Source organism: Alkalihalobacterium alkalinitrilicum, assembly GCF_002019605.1.
GTDB lineage: Bacteria > Bacillota > Bacilli > Bacillales > Bacillaceae_F > Alkalihalobacterium > Alkalihalobacterium alkalinitrilicum.
In genome coordinates this window covers 5,288,244-5,305,178 of the sequence record NZ_KV917368.1, presented here as the reverse complement: position 1 = coordinate 5,305,178, position 16,935 = coordinate 5,288,244, and the positions used below count along the sequence as shown (strand labels likewise).

General features: G+C 36.4%; 14 protein-coding genes and 1 pseudogene. 2 read left to right on the top strand and 13 right to left on the bottom strand.

Translation table 11 applies throughout. The features are described 5' to 3' along the window. Positions 1-23 precede the first annotated feature (23 nt). The 6 genes from BK574_RS25675 to cyoE form a co-directional block, all read right to left on the bottom strand. Complete coding sequence (locus BK574_RS25675; RefSeq protein ID WP_078430630.1) at positions 24-584, bottom strand: DUF420 domain-containing protein; 561 nt, start codon at positions 582-584, stop codon at positions 24-26. Positions 585-802: 218 nt separating this feature from the next. Next, positions 803-1,147 carry a cytochrome C oxidase subunit IV family protein gene (locus tag BK574_RS25670; protein ID WP_075385514.1) on the bottom strand — a complete coding sequence of 115 codons (345 nt, stop codon included), beginning with the start codon at positions 1,145-1,147 and terminating at the stop codon, positions 803-805. 4 nt (positions 1,148-1,151) lie between these two features. Continuing rightward, positions 1,152-1,772 carry a cytochrome (ubi)quinol oxidase subunit III gene (locus BK574_RS25665; protein WP_075385513.1) on the bottom strand — a complete coding sequence of 207 codons (621 nt, stop codon included), beginning with the start codon at positions 1,770-1,772 and terminating at the stop codon, positions 1,152-1,154. Between the two features lie 3 nt (positions 1,773-1,775). Further along, on the bottom strand, positions 1,776-3,644 hold the full coding sequence (ctaD, locus tag BK574_RS25660) for a cytochrome c oxidase subunit I (protein WP_142248042.1): 1,869 nt from the start codon (positions 3,642-3,644) through the stop codon (positions 1,776-1,778). 32 nt (positions 3,645-3,676) lie between these two features. Next, positions 3,677-4,693 (bottom strand): cytochrome c oxidase subunit II, encoded by a 1,017-nt coding sequence (gene coxB / locus BK574_RS25655; protein WP_075385511.1) that lies wholly within the window; start codon positions 4,691-4,693, stop codon positions 3,677-3,679. Between the two features lie 85 nt (positions 4,694-4,778). After that, positions 4,779-5,714 carry a heme o synthase gene (gene cyoE / locus BK574_RS25650; RefSeq protein WP_078430629.1) on the bottom strand — a complete coding sequence of 312 codons (936 nt, stop codon included), beginning with the start codon at positions 5,712-5,714 and terminating at the stop codon, positions 4,779-4,781. Between the two features lie 270 nt (positions 5,715-5,984). On the opposite strand from cyoE, the gene BK574_RS25645 reads away from it, so the two are divergent. Further along, positions 5,985-6,881, top strand: a complete 897-nt coding sequence (locus BK574_RS25645; RefSeq protein WP_075385509.1) for a COX15/CtaA family protein — start codon at positions 5,985-5,987, stop codon at positions 6,879-6,881. Between the two features lie 191 nt (positions 6,882-7,072). On the opposite strand, the gene BK574_RS29345 is transcribed toward BK574_RS25645, so the two are convergent. From BK574_RS29345 to glsA, 6 genes and pseudogenes are all read right to left on the bottom strand, one after another. After that, positions 7,073-7,192, bottom strand: a complete 120-nt coding sequence (locus BK574_RS29345) for a hypothetical protein (RefSeq protein ID WP_420797005.1) — start codon at positions 7,190-7,192, stop codon at positions 7,073-7,075. A 47-nt stretch (positions 7,193-7,239) separates the two neighbouring features. Continuing rightward, positions 7,240-7,740: pseudogene (locus tag BK574_RS25640) on the bottom strand (transposase); the annotation flags it as partial. 205 nt (positions 7,741-7,945) lie between these two features. Next, positions 7,946-9,142, bottom strand: coding sequence for a GNAT family N-acetyltransferase (locus BK574_RS25635; protein WP_078430628.1), 1,197 nt, complete (start codon positions 9,140-9,142; stop codon positions 7,946-7,948). 221 nt (positions 9,143-9,363) lie between these two features. Further along, on the bottom strand, positions 9,364-12,813 hold the full coding sequence (gene pyc / locus BK574_RS25630; protein WP_078430627.1) for a pyruvate carboxylase: 3,450 nt from the start codon (positions 12,811-12,813) through the stop codon (positions 9,364-9,366). 352 nt (positions 12,814-13,165) lie between these two features. After that, on the bottom strand, positions 13,166-13,441 hold the full coding sequence (locus tag BK574_RS25625) for an Fpa/YlaN family protein (protein ID WP_075385506.1): 276 nt from the start codon (positions 13,439-13,441) through the stop codon (positions 13,166-13,168). Positions 13,442-13,716: 275 nt separating this feature from the next. Continuing rightward, entirely contained in the window at positions 13,717-14,646 is a 930-nt protein-coding gene (glsA, locus tag BK574_RS25620) for a glutaminase A (protein WP_420797004.1), read from the bottom strand. Positions 14,647-14,733: 87 nt separating this feature from the next. Here glsA and BK574_RS25615 point away from each other — a divergent pair, with 87 nt between their 5' ends. Further along, entirely contained in the window at positions 14,734-15,237 is a 504-nt protein-coding gene (locus tag BK574_RS25615) for a hypothetical protein (protein WP_078430626.1), read from the top strand. Between the two features lie 42 nt (positions 15,238-15,279). Here BK574_RS25615 and BK574_RS25610 read toward each other — a convergent pair whose 3' ends face one another. Continuing rightward, entirely contained in the window at positions 15,280-16,608 is a 1,329-nt protein-coding gene (locus BK574_RS25610; protein WP_075385503.1) for a PhoH family protein, read from the bottom strand. Between the last annotated feature and the right edge of the window lie 327 nt (positions 16,609-16,935).

Sequence of the window (16,935 nt, the reverse complement as noted above, 5' to 3'; positions counted from 1 at the left end):
AATTTGCAGAAGTTCTTTTTTATTTAATAGTATGGTGAGATTAAAATATAGACTAATACACCTGTAAAACTTACATATAGCCATAAAGGCATTGTCCACCTTGCAATTTTACGATGTCTTTCATTTTCCATATTCCAAGCTCTTGCAACTGTAGTTAAAGCTAAAGGAACGATAACTGCAGCTAAAATAATATGAGTAATTAAGATAAAATAGTAAAAATATTTCAGAAAGCCATCCCCACCGTATGTTGTAGACGCAGATAGAAAATGGTGACCAACATAGGTGACAAGAAACAATGTAGTGGTTGTAAATGCTAAGTAAATAAATCGCTTATGCCATGTTATATTTTTCTTTATTATTGCAATTAAGGCCAAAAATAAAAATATGAATGTAAAACTATTAAAGATGGCATTCATTAACGGTAATATCTTAACATCGAATAAATCAAAATTTTCTATACCAGGTAACCCTGACAGAATAATAACTAAGCCATTAATAACAATGGTAATCGCTATAATCCATGGTTTATAATTTCTTTTTTTAAATGACGGTCCGTTGATCGTATTTTGACCGTAATCCTTCATTAGTTTCACTCCCATATTATATAATACTAAGCCACTCTTATTATACACAAATTTAGACAAAATAACGGTTTATTTGCACGGACTTATTTTACAAATCATTGAACAATTAAAAGTTCGAGAGCAACATAAACCATTATTACCAACTGCTTTTGAAAAAGTGAAACGTCCAAAAAATAAAAAAAATCGGCTGTAAAAATTACAACCGACTTTTTTTCAAATTAGTACTTTACTACTCCAATTAAAAGCATTAATGCTGCAATCACTGGAATTGCAATAACCATACCAGATGCCATAAACGCATTTGCCCATCCATGATCCTTATCCTTCAAATGCATGAAGTAAAGCAGTTGAAGGAATAGCTGAATAAAAGCTAAGATTAAGATGAAAGGAATAGCAAATGAAGCTGGAATAAGCTCTGCTCCCACAGCTACAAAAGCTAATAATGTTAGGAAAATCATTAAGGCAAAAGCAATTATTTGCCTTTTCTGTTCCTGATTTGTCTTCCTTAACTCTTCTTCTGACATTGCACTTTTAGAAAAAGAAGTACTTAAGTTGTCTGCCATAAACTTAACCTCCTATTCCCATAAGATATACTACAGTAAAGATAAACACCCAAACTACGTCGATAAAATGCCAGTATAGGCTGGCCACATAGAATTTTGGAGCGTTTGTTAACGTAATACCAGATCGTCTGTATCGAATTAATAAACAGATGATCCATGATAAACCAAACACAACGTGCGCACCATGTAATCCAACTAATGTATAGAATGATGATGCAAATGCACTTGTCGTATAACCTAAACCGTAGTGTACTGAATATTCATAGAACTCGTAAATCTCCATTCCCAAGAACCCAAGTCCTAATAATACTGTTACCCATAACCATGCTATCATTGCCTTGAATTTATTCTTTTTCATGGCATACATTGCCAGTACACTCGTTAAACTACTTGTTAAAAGTAGCATTGTCATAATAAATACTAATGGTAACTGGAATATTTCTGCTGCAGTTGGTCCATCAGCAACTCCATTACGTAGTCCTAGGTACGTACCAAAAAATGTAGCAAATAGTACAGTTTCTCCACCTAAAAAGAACCAAAAGCCTAAAAACTTATTTTTACCTTCGAGTGTTGCCCTCTCCGGATGAGGAGGAAGCCCTTTAGAAGTATCTACCGCGTGTCCCATCGATTAGCTTACCTCCTTCTCTTTGATTTCTTCAACTGGAATGTAATACCCATGATCTTCTTTTACTGAGCGAGCAATCATTGATCCAAATGTTACGATAGCACCTAAAGCAACAACCGCATATGGAGGAACAATTGGGTTTTCCATATTCATCATAATAAAACCAAATCCAAGAATAAATAAACCAACAGACATAATAAATGGAATGATAGATCCATTAGGCATATGAATAGGAGCAATTGGCTCAGCTGGTTTCATTTTTCCATCACCATGAATTTTTTCATAGAATAATGGATCTAATGAACGTACTTGAGGTGTTTGTGCAAAGTTATACTCAGGTACTGGTGAAGCAGTTGCCCACTCTAATGTACGTGCATCCCAAGGGTCAGCACCCACACGCTCTTCTTTTACTGCAGAATATACAATATTGATTACAAGGACAATAACTGCAGCAGACATAAAGAATGCACCAATTGTACTAATATAGTTAAAAGTATCTAAACCTTGATCTCCTAGGTATGTGTAGACACGACGTGGCATCCCCATTAAACCTAAGAAATGTTGAATAAAGAATGTTAAATGGAATCCAATGTAGAAAAGAATAAACATAATGATACCAAGTTTTTCATTTAGTTTATGTCCAAACATTTTTGGATACCAATAGAATAGACCAGCAAATAATGCAAGTACAATACCACCAACAATGATGTAATGGAAGTGAGCAACTACAAAATACGTATCATGATACAAGTAGTCTACAGGTGCCATAGCAAGCATTACACCCGTTACCCCACCAAGTACAAAAGTTGGTACGAATGAAGATGCGAATAACATTGCTGTATTAAATGTAATTTTACCGCCCCACATCGTGAAGAGCCAGTTAAATATTTTAATACCCGTCGGTACTGCAATTGTCATCGTTGCAACCGCAAAGATTGCGTTAGCAACTGGTCCCATACCTACTGTAAACATATGGTGAGCCCAAACCATGAACCCTAAGAAAGCGATAATGATGGTTGCGAAAACCATTGCTGTATAACCAAACAGACGCTTTCTCGAGAAAGCAGGTATTACTTCAGAAATAATACCGAATGCTGGAAGTACTAAGATATATACTTCTGGGTGCCCAAAGATCCAGAAAATATGTTGCCATAACACAGTATTACCACCCATACCTGGAATGAAGAACTGTGCTCCAAAGATACGATCTAACATAAGTAAAGCAAGACCAGCTGCTAATGGTGTGAAAGCAAATAAAATTAGCATCGATGTAATAAATGATGTCCACACGAATAATGGAAGACGCATCATTGTCATCCCTGGTGCACGCATGTTAATAATCGTTACTAAGAAGTTGATACCAGATACTAGTGTTCCAATACCAGCAACCTGTAAACCTAAAACATAGAAGTCAAGACCTAGACCTGCATATTCACGGCCTGCAAGTGGTACATAAGCAGTCCAACCTGCATCTGGTGCTCCGCCGAAAAACCAACTCATACTAGTAAGTCCTGCACCGAAGAAGAAAATCCAAAAACCTAATGCATTTACAAATGGGAAAGCAACGTCACGAGCCCCTATTTGTAATGGAATCATATAGTTCATAAATCCAAAGAGCAAAGGTGTGGCTGCAAAGAAAAGCATAACCGTACCATGCATTGTAAGTAATTCATTAAAAGTTTGACCAGTCATAAATGTACTTTCTGGGTACATCAACTGGATGCGCATTAACAATGCCATTACACCAGCTTGTACGAAGTAAAGCGTACCAGCTACTAAGTAGAGGATGCCTAACTTTTTATGGTCAACAGTAGTTAACCAATCCCAAATTACACTTTTTGACTTTGTATTAGCCAATGTAGTCGTAGCCAATGAGGGTAACCTCCTTATTTTCAATATTTTTATTATTCTTGTACATTTAATGATTTTAAGAAAGCAATTAACGCTGCCATATCCTCATCACTAAGGTCTGGATATGCTGGCATGTTATTACCTTGTTTTAAAGACTCAGGATCACGGATCCATGCTTCAAGGTTTTCATCATTGTATTCTAGATATCCTGCAACAACAGTACGCTCACCGAAGTTTGTCAGTGCTGGACCAAGATCAGATCCCATACCGCCAATTGCGTGACAACCGATACAACCTTGAGTTTCAAATACTTCATAACCTTGATGTGCAACTACTTCAGAAGTATCCTCAGCTCTAGCTTGCATACTTTCTACCCAAGCATCATACTCAGAACGTTCTAAAGCAATAACTTTAAAGTCCATAAGAGCATGTTCAGGGCCACAAAGCTCTGTACATTTCCCTTTATAAATTCCAGGCTCGTCAGCTTCTAACCATAGGTGGTTCGTAATTCCTGGAATATTATCTATTTTACCTCCAAGAGCTGGTACCCAAAATGAATGTTGTACATCACTCGCATGCAATTCAAAGATAACTTTTTCACCAACTGGAATATAGACATCTTGACCAGCAGTAAAGCCTTCATCTTCATAATCAAATTGCCACCAGAACTGATGACCAGTTACCTTAATGTGAACTGTGTGATCTCCTTCAGGCTCTGTATCTGCCATCATGAAAGAACCAGTAATTGTCGGTACAGCTAGGATCGCTAATAGAAGAATAGGGATAGCTGTCCAAATAATTTCTAGCGTTGTACTTCCATGAACTTGTTTAGGATACGTATCATCGCCAGGTTTTCTTCTAAATTTAATTAGAATAATAAAGAATATCGCAAAAACAAATACTGCCACGAAAATCATGACAAATAATGACAATAGCATTTTGTCATAAATCCACTGAGCCTGTGGTCCTTTCGGATCAAGCGCAGTAAGGTTCGCTTCACCACACCCTGTCATAAAAAATACAAGAAGTGTAAGTGGAAGCAAACGTAATGCATTTTTCCATTTACTCATCTGACAATCAATCCTCACTTTCGCTTTGTAGTGAATACTACGTTTTTATATTTTTACAGTCACTATTCCCCTCATAGTTTTCTCTCTATATGTGGACAATGACCATAAGAACAAACAAGATAGTAAGATAATTAAGGGAATAAACGAACATCAATCGTGCCCATTTTATATCATCCTTCATCTTAAAACCTGCTATTCCTAAAATTAACCAACCTATTCCTAATGCTGCAGCTACAATCGTATATACGAGACCAAATGGAGCTAACATTAATGAAACTGGAATTAATATTGCTACATAAAGAACCATTTGTCGCTTCGTAACTGCAAAACCAGCAACAACAGGTAACATAGGGATACCTGCAGCACGATATTCTTCACACCTCTTCATTGCTAAAGCTAAGAAGTGTGGTGGTTGCCAAAAGAACATGATAAAGAATAACAGCCAAGCATACGTGTGAAGGCTCGGGTCAATGGCAGCCCAACCAATTAAAGGAGGTACTGCACCAGAAATACTTCCAACGACAGTATTTAAAGAGTGAGTGCGTTTTGACCACATTGAATATAAAACGACATAAACAAACAAACCCAAAATTCCGATCACAGCTGCGACTGAGTTGGTTAATGCTAAAAACATTATACCAATCGCTGACTGGATAAGACCTACCCAAAGGATATGGTTTGCTTGAAATCTTCCATTAACAGAAGGTCTCTCTTTAGTACGCTCCATTACAGGATCAATGTCTCTATCAATAAAATTGTTAAGAGTACACCCACCAGCCATAACCAAAGCTGCACCAATTAGTGCGAAAACAAAGATATGAAGATTATCTGTCAAGCTAATACCCGAATACTTTGCTGCTAGAAATAGACCAGCAAATGTAGTGATAAGATTAGATGTAACAATCCCTATCTTCCCTAAAGTAAGGTAATCTTTCCATGACTTTTGTTGATATGTAGTCATAGGACTTGATTCAGTGGTAATTACATTCGTAGCTTCTATCACTGTGTTGGTCTTATTCATCTCCTTTTCACCCCCTTTTCGAGAACGGCTGACTCTTTTAAGAATATAATAATCTTTTACCTATCGAGTCATAACCACATTATATCTTAAAATCTAGTTTGTTTCATCAAATTCCAAAGTTTCACACTATCTTCACATTTTTAAGTGTACATAAAATGTTCATCCCTCAGAAATTGACTATGCCGCTCTTTTTTTTTAAGATCAATATTAGCCTCATATAGTTTAATACATCTATCTCAAAATGAAAAGAAGGAAAAGAAGGTGAACTAATTGCATAGGTTTTTAAAAATATTTGGTGTCATTACATCAGTTGGAATGTTAATTGTTCTGATGCAAGGTGCACTAGTTACTAAGACAGGTTCTGGTGAAGGGTGTGGCGCAACATGGCCACTATGTTTTGGTGAAGTCATCCCTACATCTCCAGCAATTGAAACGATTATTGAATATAGCCATCGGATTGTTTCAGGGTTTATGGGACTTTTAATTATTATTTTTGCCATATGGGCATGGAAGAAACTATCCCACTTAAGAGAAACTAAATTTTTAGCAATCATGGCAGTATTCTTCATTATTTTCCAAGGTTTACTAGGTGCTGGAGCAGTTGTATTCGGTCAATCTAAAGCGATCCTTGCGTTACATTTCGGGATATCAGCCATTTCATTAGCTACAGTAGTATTGCTAACCGTATTAGCATTTGAAGATGGCAAGCGTAATGTACCTGTACCTAATGTGTCAAAAAGTTTTAGAAATTATGTATTTTTTGCCATCATTTACTGTTATTTAGTTATCTACACAGGCGCTTATGTCAAACATACTCAAGCAACATTAGCTTGTGCAGGTTTTCCGCTATGTAACGGTCAAATATTCCCAGGTTTTACAGGACCTATCGGTTCCCACTATTTTCACCGTATCGTAGGAATTGCGTTATTCTTTGTAATTTTGGTAATGTTCATTTGGGTGTTACGACATTACCGCCATGAACGTTCGGTTGTATGGGGCGCCGGTCTATCACTATTATTCATTACAGCCCAATTGGTTAGTGGTATTGCTATCGTATTTACTGCAGCGTCACTATTTACAGCTATGTTACATGCTCTAATTATTTCCTTATTGTTTACCACATTATGCTACCTAACAATGGTCTTAACTAGAAAAAAAGATAACTAAATCTATGTAAAACGAGGCTGGGACATAACTAGCCAAAAATAATAAAAAAGGGTTCCAATCATAAAAATAAAATGATTGGAACCCTTTTTCTGTTGATTTATTCTATTATCCGATGCTTGATCGGCGTCCATGGCGGTGTACTTTCGTATGTTCACCGCCATGAATGCAAACCCTAATTCATTTTTGACATTCTAGTTGCCCCTCACGGACATTCGAGTGAAACGCAAATTAGCCTTCAGATATCCAAAAGCTGGTTCTACGTCCACCTTACGTTGGCCATAGATCTCACCCGTTTTCTCTTCTGTAAGCAGCTGTTGAATTCGCTTCTTTTGCTGTTCCCATTTTTCATTGATTAAAATTTTTCGATCAGGCTGGCACTGTATTTTTCAATCGATTTTCGCCAAACGAATGAAAATTTATTGGCATTGGCTTCAATCTTAGTCCCGTCAATAAAAATGGCTTCATTGTCAATCACCTTCTCTTCGACAATTTGACATCGAAATTGAACAAAGCACTTACGGAGGAGTTCTTTAACTTCCGGATGAACACGGAGCCGATTAATTGTTCGGTAACTTGGCTCATAACCTTGAGCCAGCCACATCATGCGTATACTGTCTTTAAGTAGGCATTCAATCTTCCTTCCATAAAAAACAGATTGTGTGTATGCACATAAAATGACTTTCATCATCATGCGCGGATGATAAGCAGGACACCCGGTCTTTCTTAAGAAGCCAGCAAAGGCTTCTTCTGGAATCTGCTCTACCAGATGATGAACCGCAAGTGCAATATCATTTTCTTGAAGTTTCATTTCTAAATTTAAAGGCAAAATTACTTGATTCATGTTATAGTGTTTATACATAAGGGCACACCTCCGATGGTTATTGTGTAGGAACTTTAATTTTATCAGTGGTTGTCCTTTTTTTATTTTGTAAAATGAAAAAACTTAAATACATACGAAAGAGGCCCCGAGAACAAAAAATGTTCTCGGGGCCTTTTTTAATTCAATTTACTGAGTTTTGTCCCAGCCTCCCTCGTTTTTTTCTTGCTATTAAGGAAATGTTCTATTAAAAAAAGTCAATAAAACCTGGTGGTTGCTTCACAATAATTTGTTCTAACAACTCTACTTCATCCATTGATCCTTTAATTCGTTCAGTATGTAATAGCTGTGTTGGACTTTGATAAGCTAGAAACATTGTAGATAACGCATTTATATCACAAATAATTCCCCGCTTTGGTTTTTGCTGACAAACCCCTTTATTTTTCGGTTCATGCTTCTTTACCTGTACTTTTCCAGAATTTTGAAACTTAATTTGATAAGTCGCTTCATTCCAATCCGCGAATTCATCGGAAACGTGAAGGAATAGCGAACACTCTGCTTTACTTTTAAATGGATAACGATTGAGAAACGCCTCAACATCAACGATTCTAGCCATGAAGTATGGTACGACTTCTTTTTTTATTTTCGGATCATCCAACCAATAAGGATAAGGTTCATGTAAAGGGAGCTGTTGAATAACATACTCTTCTGCCATCGAGTCATGATTTGAAATAAAGTTCCATAGTCCTCTTCTACTATCCTCATCAAGAGCTATTAGCTCTTTGACTGTCATTTTCAGATCTTTTACTTCGTACATTATATAGCCTTGGGGAACCCCCATAGAATTATTATAGACAGCTATTCTTCCTCCTTTTCTATACAAAACCCAATCTTTCCACCAATTATTATTACGTTTTAACATCCCTGTATAAGTTAATGCATTTTGATCATACACTTTTTGTATGACTTCTAATGATTTTTCATCTACTTTCTTCATTTTTCCTTGAAAATTTTGAAAATGAGGTAACTGTTCTCTAGTTAATGTTAAATTCTGATAGTCGACAAAAAGTTCCCAACCAAATTTTCGATAAAACGGTATTGAAAAAGGAAATAAATAGGATAAATATTGTTCTTTTTCCTTCATTTCTTTTAACCCTATATGTAATAGTTTCTTTACTATACCGCTTCGACGATGTTCAGGATATGTTGCAACACCTGACACACCACCCATTTCATAGTCAATACCATTAATTCGTACTTGAAAAGGAAGTATTGTCATTTTCGCTATTAATTCACCATCAGAAAAACATCCTATCGTATCCTTTGGTCGAGTCACCCTTAGACGATGTGTTCGTTCTTCATCAGATAATTTGTACTGAAAAGCAAATTCAGATAGATTTAAACTTTCATCCATATCATTTTTTGTTAATTTCCTAAACTCCACTCCATCAACTCCTTATCATTCTTCAATTAGGTCATTTAACCATATTACACTAAAATGTGAAGTGTGAACTACCCACCACTTACCACCCTTACTGGTTGTTTGAAGAGGGAGACTTCTTTCGGAAAAACATAAAAAAAAATGAAAACAGGCTGACTCATAATGCAGCATTGTTGAGTTCAATGCCTAACATTATGTTATGAGTCAGCCTACTTGTGTATTTATTACTTCGATAACTCGATTAGTAAATCTCCTGTTTGTATCGCTTCACCATTCTTTACATACAAATCAACAACTTCACCATCGAATGGTGCTTGAACTGTTGTTTCCATCTTCATTGCTTCTGTAATCATAAGATGGTCACCTTTCTTTACTTTGTCCCCTTTTGTTACTAATGTTTTTACGACAGTACCAGGCATAGAAGCTCCAATTTGGTTAAGATTGCCTTTATCTACCTTAGGGCGTACCACAACAGAAGTTTTTACATCTTGGTCTTTAATCATGACTTCACGTGGTTGTCCATTCAATTCAAAGTAAACAATACGATCCCCATTATCTTGTGGCTTAGAAATTGAAATAAGTTTAACAATTAATGTTTTCCCTTGTTCAATTTCCACCTCTATTTCTTCTCCAAGTCTGAGACCGTAGAAGAAAGTTGGAGTATCTAAAACAGAGACATCTCCAAACTGTTGGCGGAAACGCTCATATTCCATAAACACTTTTGGATATAACGCATACGAAATTAAATCAAAATCTGATACTTCACGACCAATTTCATCATTAAGCGTTTCTTTTAGTTGAGCGAAATCTACAGCATCCATTAATTCTCCCGGGCGACAAGTCAATGCTTCTCTTCCTTTTAAAATAATATCTTGTAATTTCTTAGGAAAGCCTTGGTAAGGTTGACCTAATTGCCCTTGGAAAAACTCAACAACCGAATCAGGGAAATCAAGCGATGCTCCTCGCTCATATACATCTTCTTCAGATAAGTTATTTTGAACCATGTATAAGGCCATATCACCAACTACCTTAGATGATGGTGTAACTTTTACAACGTCACCAAACATATCGTTAACAGTTCGGTACATTTTCTTTACTTCTTCCCATCGGTTTTTCAAGCCGACGGCCTTCGCTTGTTGCTGTAAGTTACTGTATTGTCCACCTGGCATTTCATGCTCGTATACCTCTGTGTGAGGTGCATTCATTCCACTTTCAAAACCACTGTAGTATTTCCTTGTTCCTTCCCAGAACTCACTTAATTTTTCTAACGAACCAATATTTACGTCAGGTTGCCTGTCTGAACCTGATAATGCATAGTACAAACTATTAGCGCTTGGCTGTGACGTTAATCCTGCCATCGAACTAATGGCAACATCAACGATATCGACACCTGCTTCAATCGCACGTGAATACATAAATAATCCATTACCACTTGTATCATGCGTATGAAGGTGAATTGGTATATCAACCGTTTCTTTTAGTGTTGAAATGAGCTGATAAGCAGCTTCTGGTTTTAACAACCCTGCCATATCTTTAATTCCTAGAATATGTGCTCCTGATTGCTCAAGCTCTTTCGCTAAGTTTGTATAATATGCTAAATCATATTTACTTCTCGTCGAATCTAAAATGTCTCCTGTATAACACATTGCAGCCTCAGCGATTTTTCCTGAGTCGCGTACAGCTTCGATCGTTAACTTCATACCTTCAACCCAGTTCAAGCTATCAAAGATACGGAAAACATCTATCCCTGCCGCTGCAGATTTGTCAACAAACTCACGGATTAAATTATCTGGATAATTTGTATATCCTACTGCGTTAGACGCACGTAGAAGCATTTGGAATAAAACATTCGGCATTTTCTCTCGTAATGTAAGGAGTCGCTCCCACGGATCTTCATGTAAGAAACGCATTGCAACATCGTAAGTAGCCCCGCCCCACATTTCTGCCGAAAATAAATTAGGGACTAATCTTGCTGTCGGCTCCGCAATTTTCTTTAAATCATGTGTACGTACACGCGTTGCTAGTAATGACTGATGAGCGTCCCGGAATGTTGTATCAGTTAAGAGGACCTTTTTCTCCTCTTTTACCCATTTCGCAAGACCTTCAGCTCCTCGTTCTTCTAAAATTTGTTTCGTACCTGGTGAAATTGGATCTGTGTATTTAACACCTGGAACAACAGGTTTATCAAGAACTGGTTTCTTCATTTTTTCTAAGCCTGGATAACCATTAACAATCGTTTCACCAATAAACGTCAACATTTTAGTTCCACGGTCTTTTTTAATAGGAAACACAAATAATTCAGGTGACGAATCAATAAATGAAGTATTGTATTGTCCTGTTAAAAAGTTTTCATGTTGAACGACATTCTCTAAGAATGGGATATTAGTAATAATCCCGCGAATTCGGAATTCTCTCAAGTTTCTTAGCATCTTGGCAGCAGCTTGTTCAAATGTTAATGCCCAAGTTGAAACTTTCACGAGTAAAGAGTCATAATATGGCGTAATAATAGCTCCCTGGAAACCATTTCCTGCATCTAAACGAACTCCAAATCCACCACCTGAGCGGTACACATTAATTCGACCTGTATCAGGCATGAAATTATTACTTGGATCTTCTGTTGTTACACGAGATTGAATAGCATAACCGTTACATACGATTTTATCTTGTGTTGGAATACCGACAGTTGGGCTATGAAGCTCTTCGCCATCCGCGATAAGAATTTGCGATTGAACAATATCAATTCCTGTCACCATCTCGGTAATGGTATGCTCCACCTGTACTCTTGGATTTACTTCTATAAAATAAAACTCGGAATTTTCACTAACTAAAAATTCTACAGTACCAGCGTTAACATAATCTACATTTTTCGTAAGCTGTACGGCTGCATCACATATTTGTTCACGTAACTCATCCGATAGAGACACACTTGGTGCGATCTCAACTACTTTTTGATGACGACGCTGAACGGAACAATCGCGTTCATAAAGGTGAACAATATTCCCATGTGCATCTGCTAAAATTTGAACTTCAATATGCTTTGGATTTTCAACAAACTTTTCTACATACACTTGATCGTTACCAAATGCTGATTTAGCTTCTGATTTGGCTCGATCATAAGCTTCCTGTAATTCTCCCTCGCTACGGACGATTCGCATTCCACGACCGCCACCACCGAGTGCGGCTTTAATAATAAATGGATAACCATGCTGACTAGCAAACTCCATAACGTCCGAAACACTATTGACGGGTCCATCACTACCAGGAATAACAGGTATGTTCGCTTGAATTGCTTGTTGACGAGCTTGAACTTTATCACCAAACATCATCAAATGCTCTTGCTTTGGCCCGATAAAAATAATTCCTTCTTCATCACAACGTTTCGCGAATTCAATATTTTCAGATAAAAATCCATACCCTGGGTGAATGGCATCAACGCCATTACGTTTTGCAATCTCAATTATTCCTTCAATATCAAGGTAGGCATCTATCGGTTTTTTTCCCTCTCCTACAAGGTAGGCTTCATCTGCTTTATAACGATGATAAGAGCCAGTGTCCTCTTTTGAGTAAATTGCAACCGTGCGTATATGAAGTTCAGTACACGCTCGAAAAATACGAATGGCGATTTCTCCACGGTTTGCTACTAATACCTTCTTAATGTTTTTTAAACTGTTCATATAAACCCCCTGATCAAATGAAAGAATTTTCAGTTTTGTTTCTACTATTTTAAAAATGTTTTCAGTGGAAATCAAGAGTATTATTTTTTGATTCCCCTTCAAACATCTGATAACCAGATAATCCGATGATAAAATTCATACTTTTAGTATAATTCTTGTATTCAAATCTTTCAAACAATTTTTATTATAGTATCATACCTTTTGCTTTGTATGTAGTTTATATTCTAAATTAAACAAAAAAAGAGACTGACTCTATAGATAAAGACACTCCTCAAGTACTATAGTGCTTATTATAACTAGCAACTATTTCCCACTTGAAGTGCCTACATCACTACTTGAGTCAGTCTCTTTATTATTTCTTAGTTGTCGCTTCATGTAATGCAGCAAGTCGCCGTTCTAAATCAGATAGAATTTGCTTACCTGTTTCCTCATCAATTAAATCTAACCGGGTCGCAAAATCAATTTCTCTTGAAAGTCCAAACATTTGTGTATCTAAAACTTCCTCATAAAGAGGACATTGAGGCATTGTTAAATTCTCCATCTGTACTTCTATGAGTTTTTGGATTTTTTCTGCATCCGATTTAAGAAGGGCATATGCTTTCTCGATATGTCCTGTCATCGTGTTCATAGAACGTGATCCCTCCTTTAAACATAAAACTCTTGAGATCATTTTATTGTTAGTATAAAGCGCCTTAACTCTAATAGTATATTCTATAATCAAAAAATGCAATGGTTTTCATAGAAGAAAAAGCAGCAATTTATTCTGACTTATGTTTTTAATATTTAGTGTTGATATTTATCACATTTTTTCAATCTTCAGTTTACCGAGAAACGTTGGAACTCCCTTTTGCTCGATAATGCCTATTGTTAACAGTTTTTACAATTGAAATAACAAATCACAGGTTAAAAAATACTTAAATTACTTTGTTTTGCTATTAATTCTAATAACCTTAAACCACCAATACTATTCCCTTTATCGTCAAGTGCAGGACCATAAATACCAATTCCAACTCCATGCGGTACTGAACCAAGAATCCCACCTGACACTCCACTTTTTGCAGGTATTCCTACTTTAATGGCAAATTCTCCAGAGGCATTATACATGCCACAAGTTACCATAAACGTCTTCACAATTCTCGCAATTTCTAAAGGAATAATATTTTGATCTGAATTAGGGTCTCTTCCTTCATTTCCTATAACAAATCCTAACTTTGCTAAATCGTTACAGTTCATTTCAATTGCACAATGCTTCGTATATAGATTGATTAGTTGTTCAACATTAGATTCTACAATACCATGTTGTCTCATAAAATAGCATAACGACCGATTTAAGTCGGCGGTTTCAAATTCTGATTGAGCAACAACTGGATTATAGGTTATACGATCATTTCCTGTTAGCTGACGAATAAAATTCAATAAACGTTCAAGTTTATCTTCTATCGTGTTTCCAACCAACATATCAGTAACTGCTAATGCCCCAGCATTAATCATCGGATTTAGAGGTTTCGATGGAACACTCGATTCTAGTTTAGAAATAGAATTGAATGGATCACCTGTTGGTTCCATCCCTACTCTTTGGAACACGTAATCAGCTCCACGGTCCATAAGTGCTAGAGCCAGTGTTAACACTTTAGAAATACTTTGTAATGTGAAAACTTCATCTATATTCCCTGCATAGATACATTCTCGCTCTCCACTATATATAGCTACAGCTAATGTAGATGGATCTGCTTCACCTAAAGCTGGTATGTAATCTGCAACTTTCCCTTTCTGAGTTAACTGTTTAGCGTCTTCTACCATTTTAATCAAATCTTCTTTTTGATAACAATTCACCATTTCCACTCCTTTAGTAGCCACGATGTGACAAAATCCGACTATCCCTTTATACTTAGGATAGTCAAAAGCACAAGGGGGATACACATGGAATTTGTAGTATTTATTAATGGTAAGGTCAACCATCCTTTAACCATCGATCCATCCGTATGGATCTTTGATGAAAGAAAGGTTGATTTGAATACATATTTTGATTTACCTAGAGAGGAAGAAGACGAGTTAACTAAATATACAAAAGCGATCTCAAAACAATGGGATAAAGAGATAACAGAAGGCTCAGAACCACCAAAACAAACAAATGATAATGTTATTAAATATAAGCGTCAGGAACTTGAGAATGGAACGTTCGGCATACCATTTCTGCCGTTTATTAATAATGCCCAGCTTTATGATGATGTTTCAGAATTGATTGTCGAAACCCAAGATGGTAAAAAAGAAAATTTTTCTCTTGAAATGGCCAAACAGTTTATATTAAAATTTTCACATATTGGTAAACCACTAAAAGCAGATGGCCCTGTTCACATTTTATTTGGTGATGGATCAAATCAAGAGAAACCTATAAAAAACGTTAAGCAATTTACATTTAAATAAGGCTGACATTGTCAGCCTTATTCCATATTTCATCGTTAAAGTTTAAAGTAAATCTGCAGCAAGCTGAGCTAACCCAGAGCGTTCACCTTTTTCAAGCTTAATATGCCCACTAATCGTTTGATCCTTGAACTTTTCCACCACGTAGGTTAAACCATTATTATATTCATCTAAATATGGATGATCAATTTGTTTTGGATCTCCCATAAGAACAATTTTACTTCGTTCACCAACTCGAGTAAGAATGGTCTTCACTTCATGCTTTGTTAAATTCTGAGCCTCATCAATGATAATAAATTGATCTGGTATACTTCGACCACGTATATATGTTAATGCTTCTACTTGAATGGAACCCATTCCAGCTAATATTTGATCTAATTCTCCTGGCTTCTTAGTATTAAAGAGGTATTCTAAGTTATCATAAATTGGCTGCATCCACGGTCTAAGTTTTTCTTCTTTTTCACCTGGTAAAAAGCCGATATCTTTCCCTACAGGAATGACAGGTCTCGCGACTAATAACTTTTTATATAAACCTAAGTCTTCTGTCTGGAGTAAACCTGAAGCTAGAGATAGCAAGGTCTTTCCTGTTCCTGCTTTCCCAATTAATGTTACTAACGGGATATCTCGTCTGAGAAGGAGCTCAAGAGCCATTTTTTGTTGTACATTTCTTGCTTTAATCCCCCAAACTTGATCAGGGTCAACTTGAAATGGTTTTACTTTTTTTCCATCAGGTTCAACTTTTCCTAAAGCTGAACTGGAACCTCCGAGCGCATCTTTCATAATAATGAATTGGTGAGGATAAAAGGGGTGCTTCGCTAATTCTGAAATAGCAATCTCATTATCAACGAAGAATTGATTGACGATCTCTTTTTCAACATACACTTCTACATAACCAGGGTAGACATCATTAAATTGAATTACGCGATCACTCAAATAATCCTCTGATGGTATTTTTAAGGCGTCTGCTTTTACGCGGACTAACGCATCTTTACTAACAAGAATAACTTCTCTGCCATACTCCTTTTCCTTTTCTTCAATCATTAAATTAAGAGCAACAGCAATAATACGGTTATCATTTGTCATTTCTGCAAATGAGTCTTTTAATTTTTGAAATGAGCGATGGTTAAGTTCAACTCGTACCTTACCACCTGTTTCAATAACAACTCCTTCATGCAATTTTCCCTTTCCTCTTAGGCTGTCCATCATTTTTGAGAAATGCCTAGCGTTGCGGCCAATCTCATCCATATAACGCTTTTTTGAGTCTACTTCCTCTAACACGACCGCTGGTATGACAACTTCATTATCTTCAAAAGCATAAATCGCATGAGGATCTTGTAGTAATACATTCGTATCCAAGACGTAAACTTTATTCAATATTTGCGCCTCCTGACTAAAAGTTCATTTGTCAACATTACTTATAATCATTCTATGCACGTTAGAATGAATCCGTTAGCTAAGCGAACATGGCTTATAGTATAGTTGTATGATAATGGAGCCCAAGATAGAAGAAAATTCAGTCATCATTCCTTATTTAAATTAGACATGTTTATTCTTTATAAAGAATAAGGCAATATATAATACAACTTCTACCTCTGATTTCAATTCTCCTTTTTATAAATCAGGAAATCAAAAATTAGTTCTTAATCGAGTAGGAGGGGGTGACTAACCCCCGACCTCTCACACCACCGTACGTACGGTTCC

Coding starts and splice junctions, on each gene's coding strand:
- BK574_RS25665 (WP_075385513.1), bottom strand. CDS start 1,772: ATGGGACACGCGGTAGATACTTCTAAAGGGCTTCCTCCTCATCCGGAG.
- coxB (WP_075385511.1), bottom strand. CDS start 4,693: ATGAGTAAATGGAAAAATGCATTACGTTTGCTTCCACTTACACTTCTT.
- cyoE (WP_078430629.1), bottom strand. CDS start 5,714: ATGAATAAGACCAACACAGTGATAGAAGCTACGAATGTAATTACCACT.
- BK574_RS25670 (WP_075385514.1), bottom strand. CDS start 1,147: ATGGCAGACAACTTAAGTACTTCTTTTTCTAAAAGTGCAATGTCAGAA.
- BK574_RS25625 (WP_075385506.1), bottom strand. CDS start 13,441: ATGAACACGATGACAGGACATATCGAGAAAGCATATGCCCTTCTTAAA.
- BK574_RS25615 (WP_078430626.1), top strand. CDS start 14,734: ATGGAATTTGTAGTATTTATTAATGGTAAGGTCAACCATCCTTTAACC.
- pyc (WP_078430627.1), bottom strand. CDS start 12,813: ATGAACAGTTTAAAAAACATTAAGAAGGTATTAGTAGCAAACCGTGGA.
- BK574_RS25675 (WP_078430630.1), bottom strand. CDS start 584: ATGAAGGATTACGGTCAAAATACGATCAACGGACCGTCATTTAAAAAA.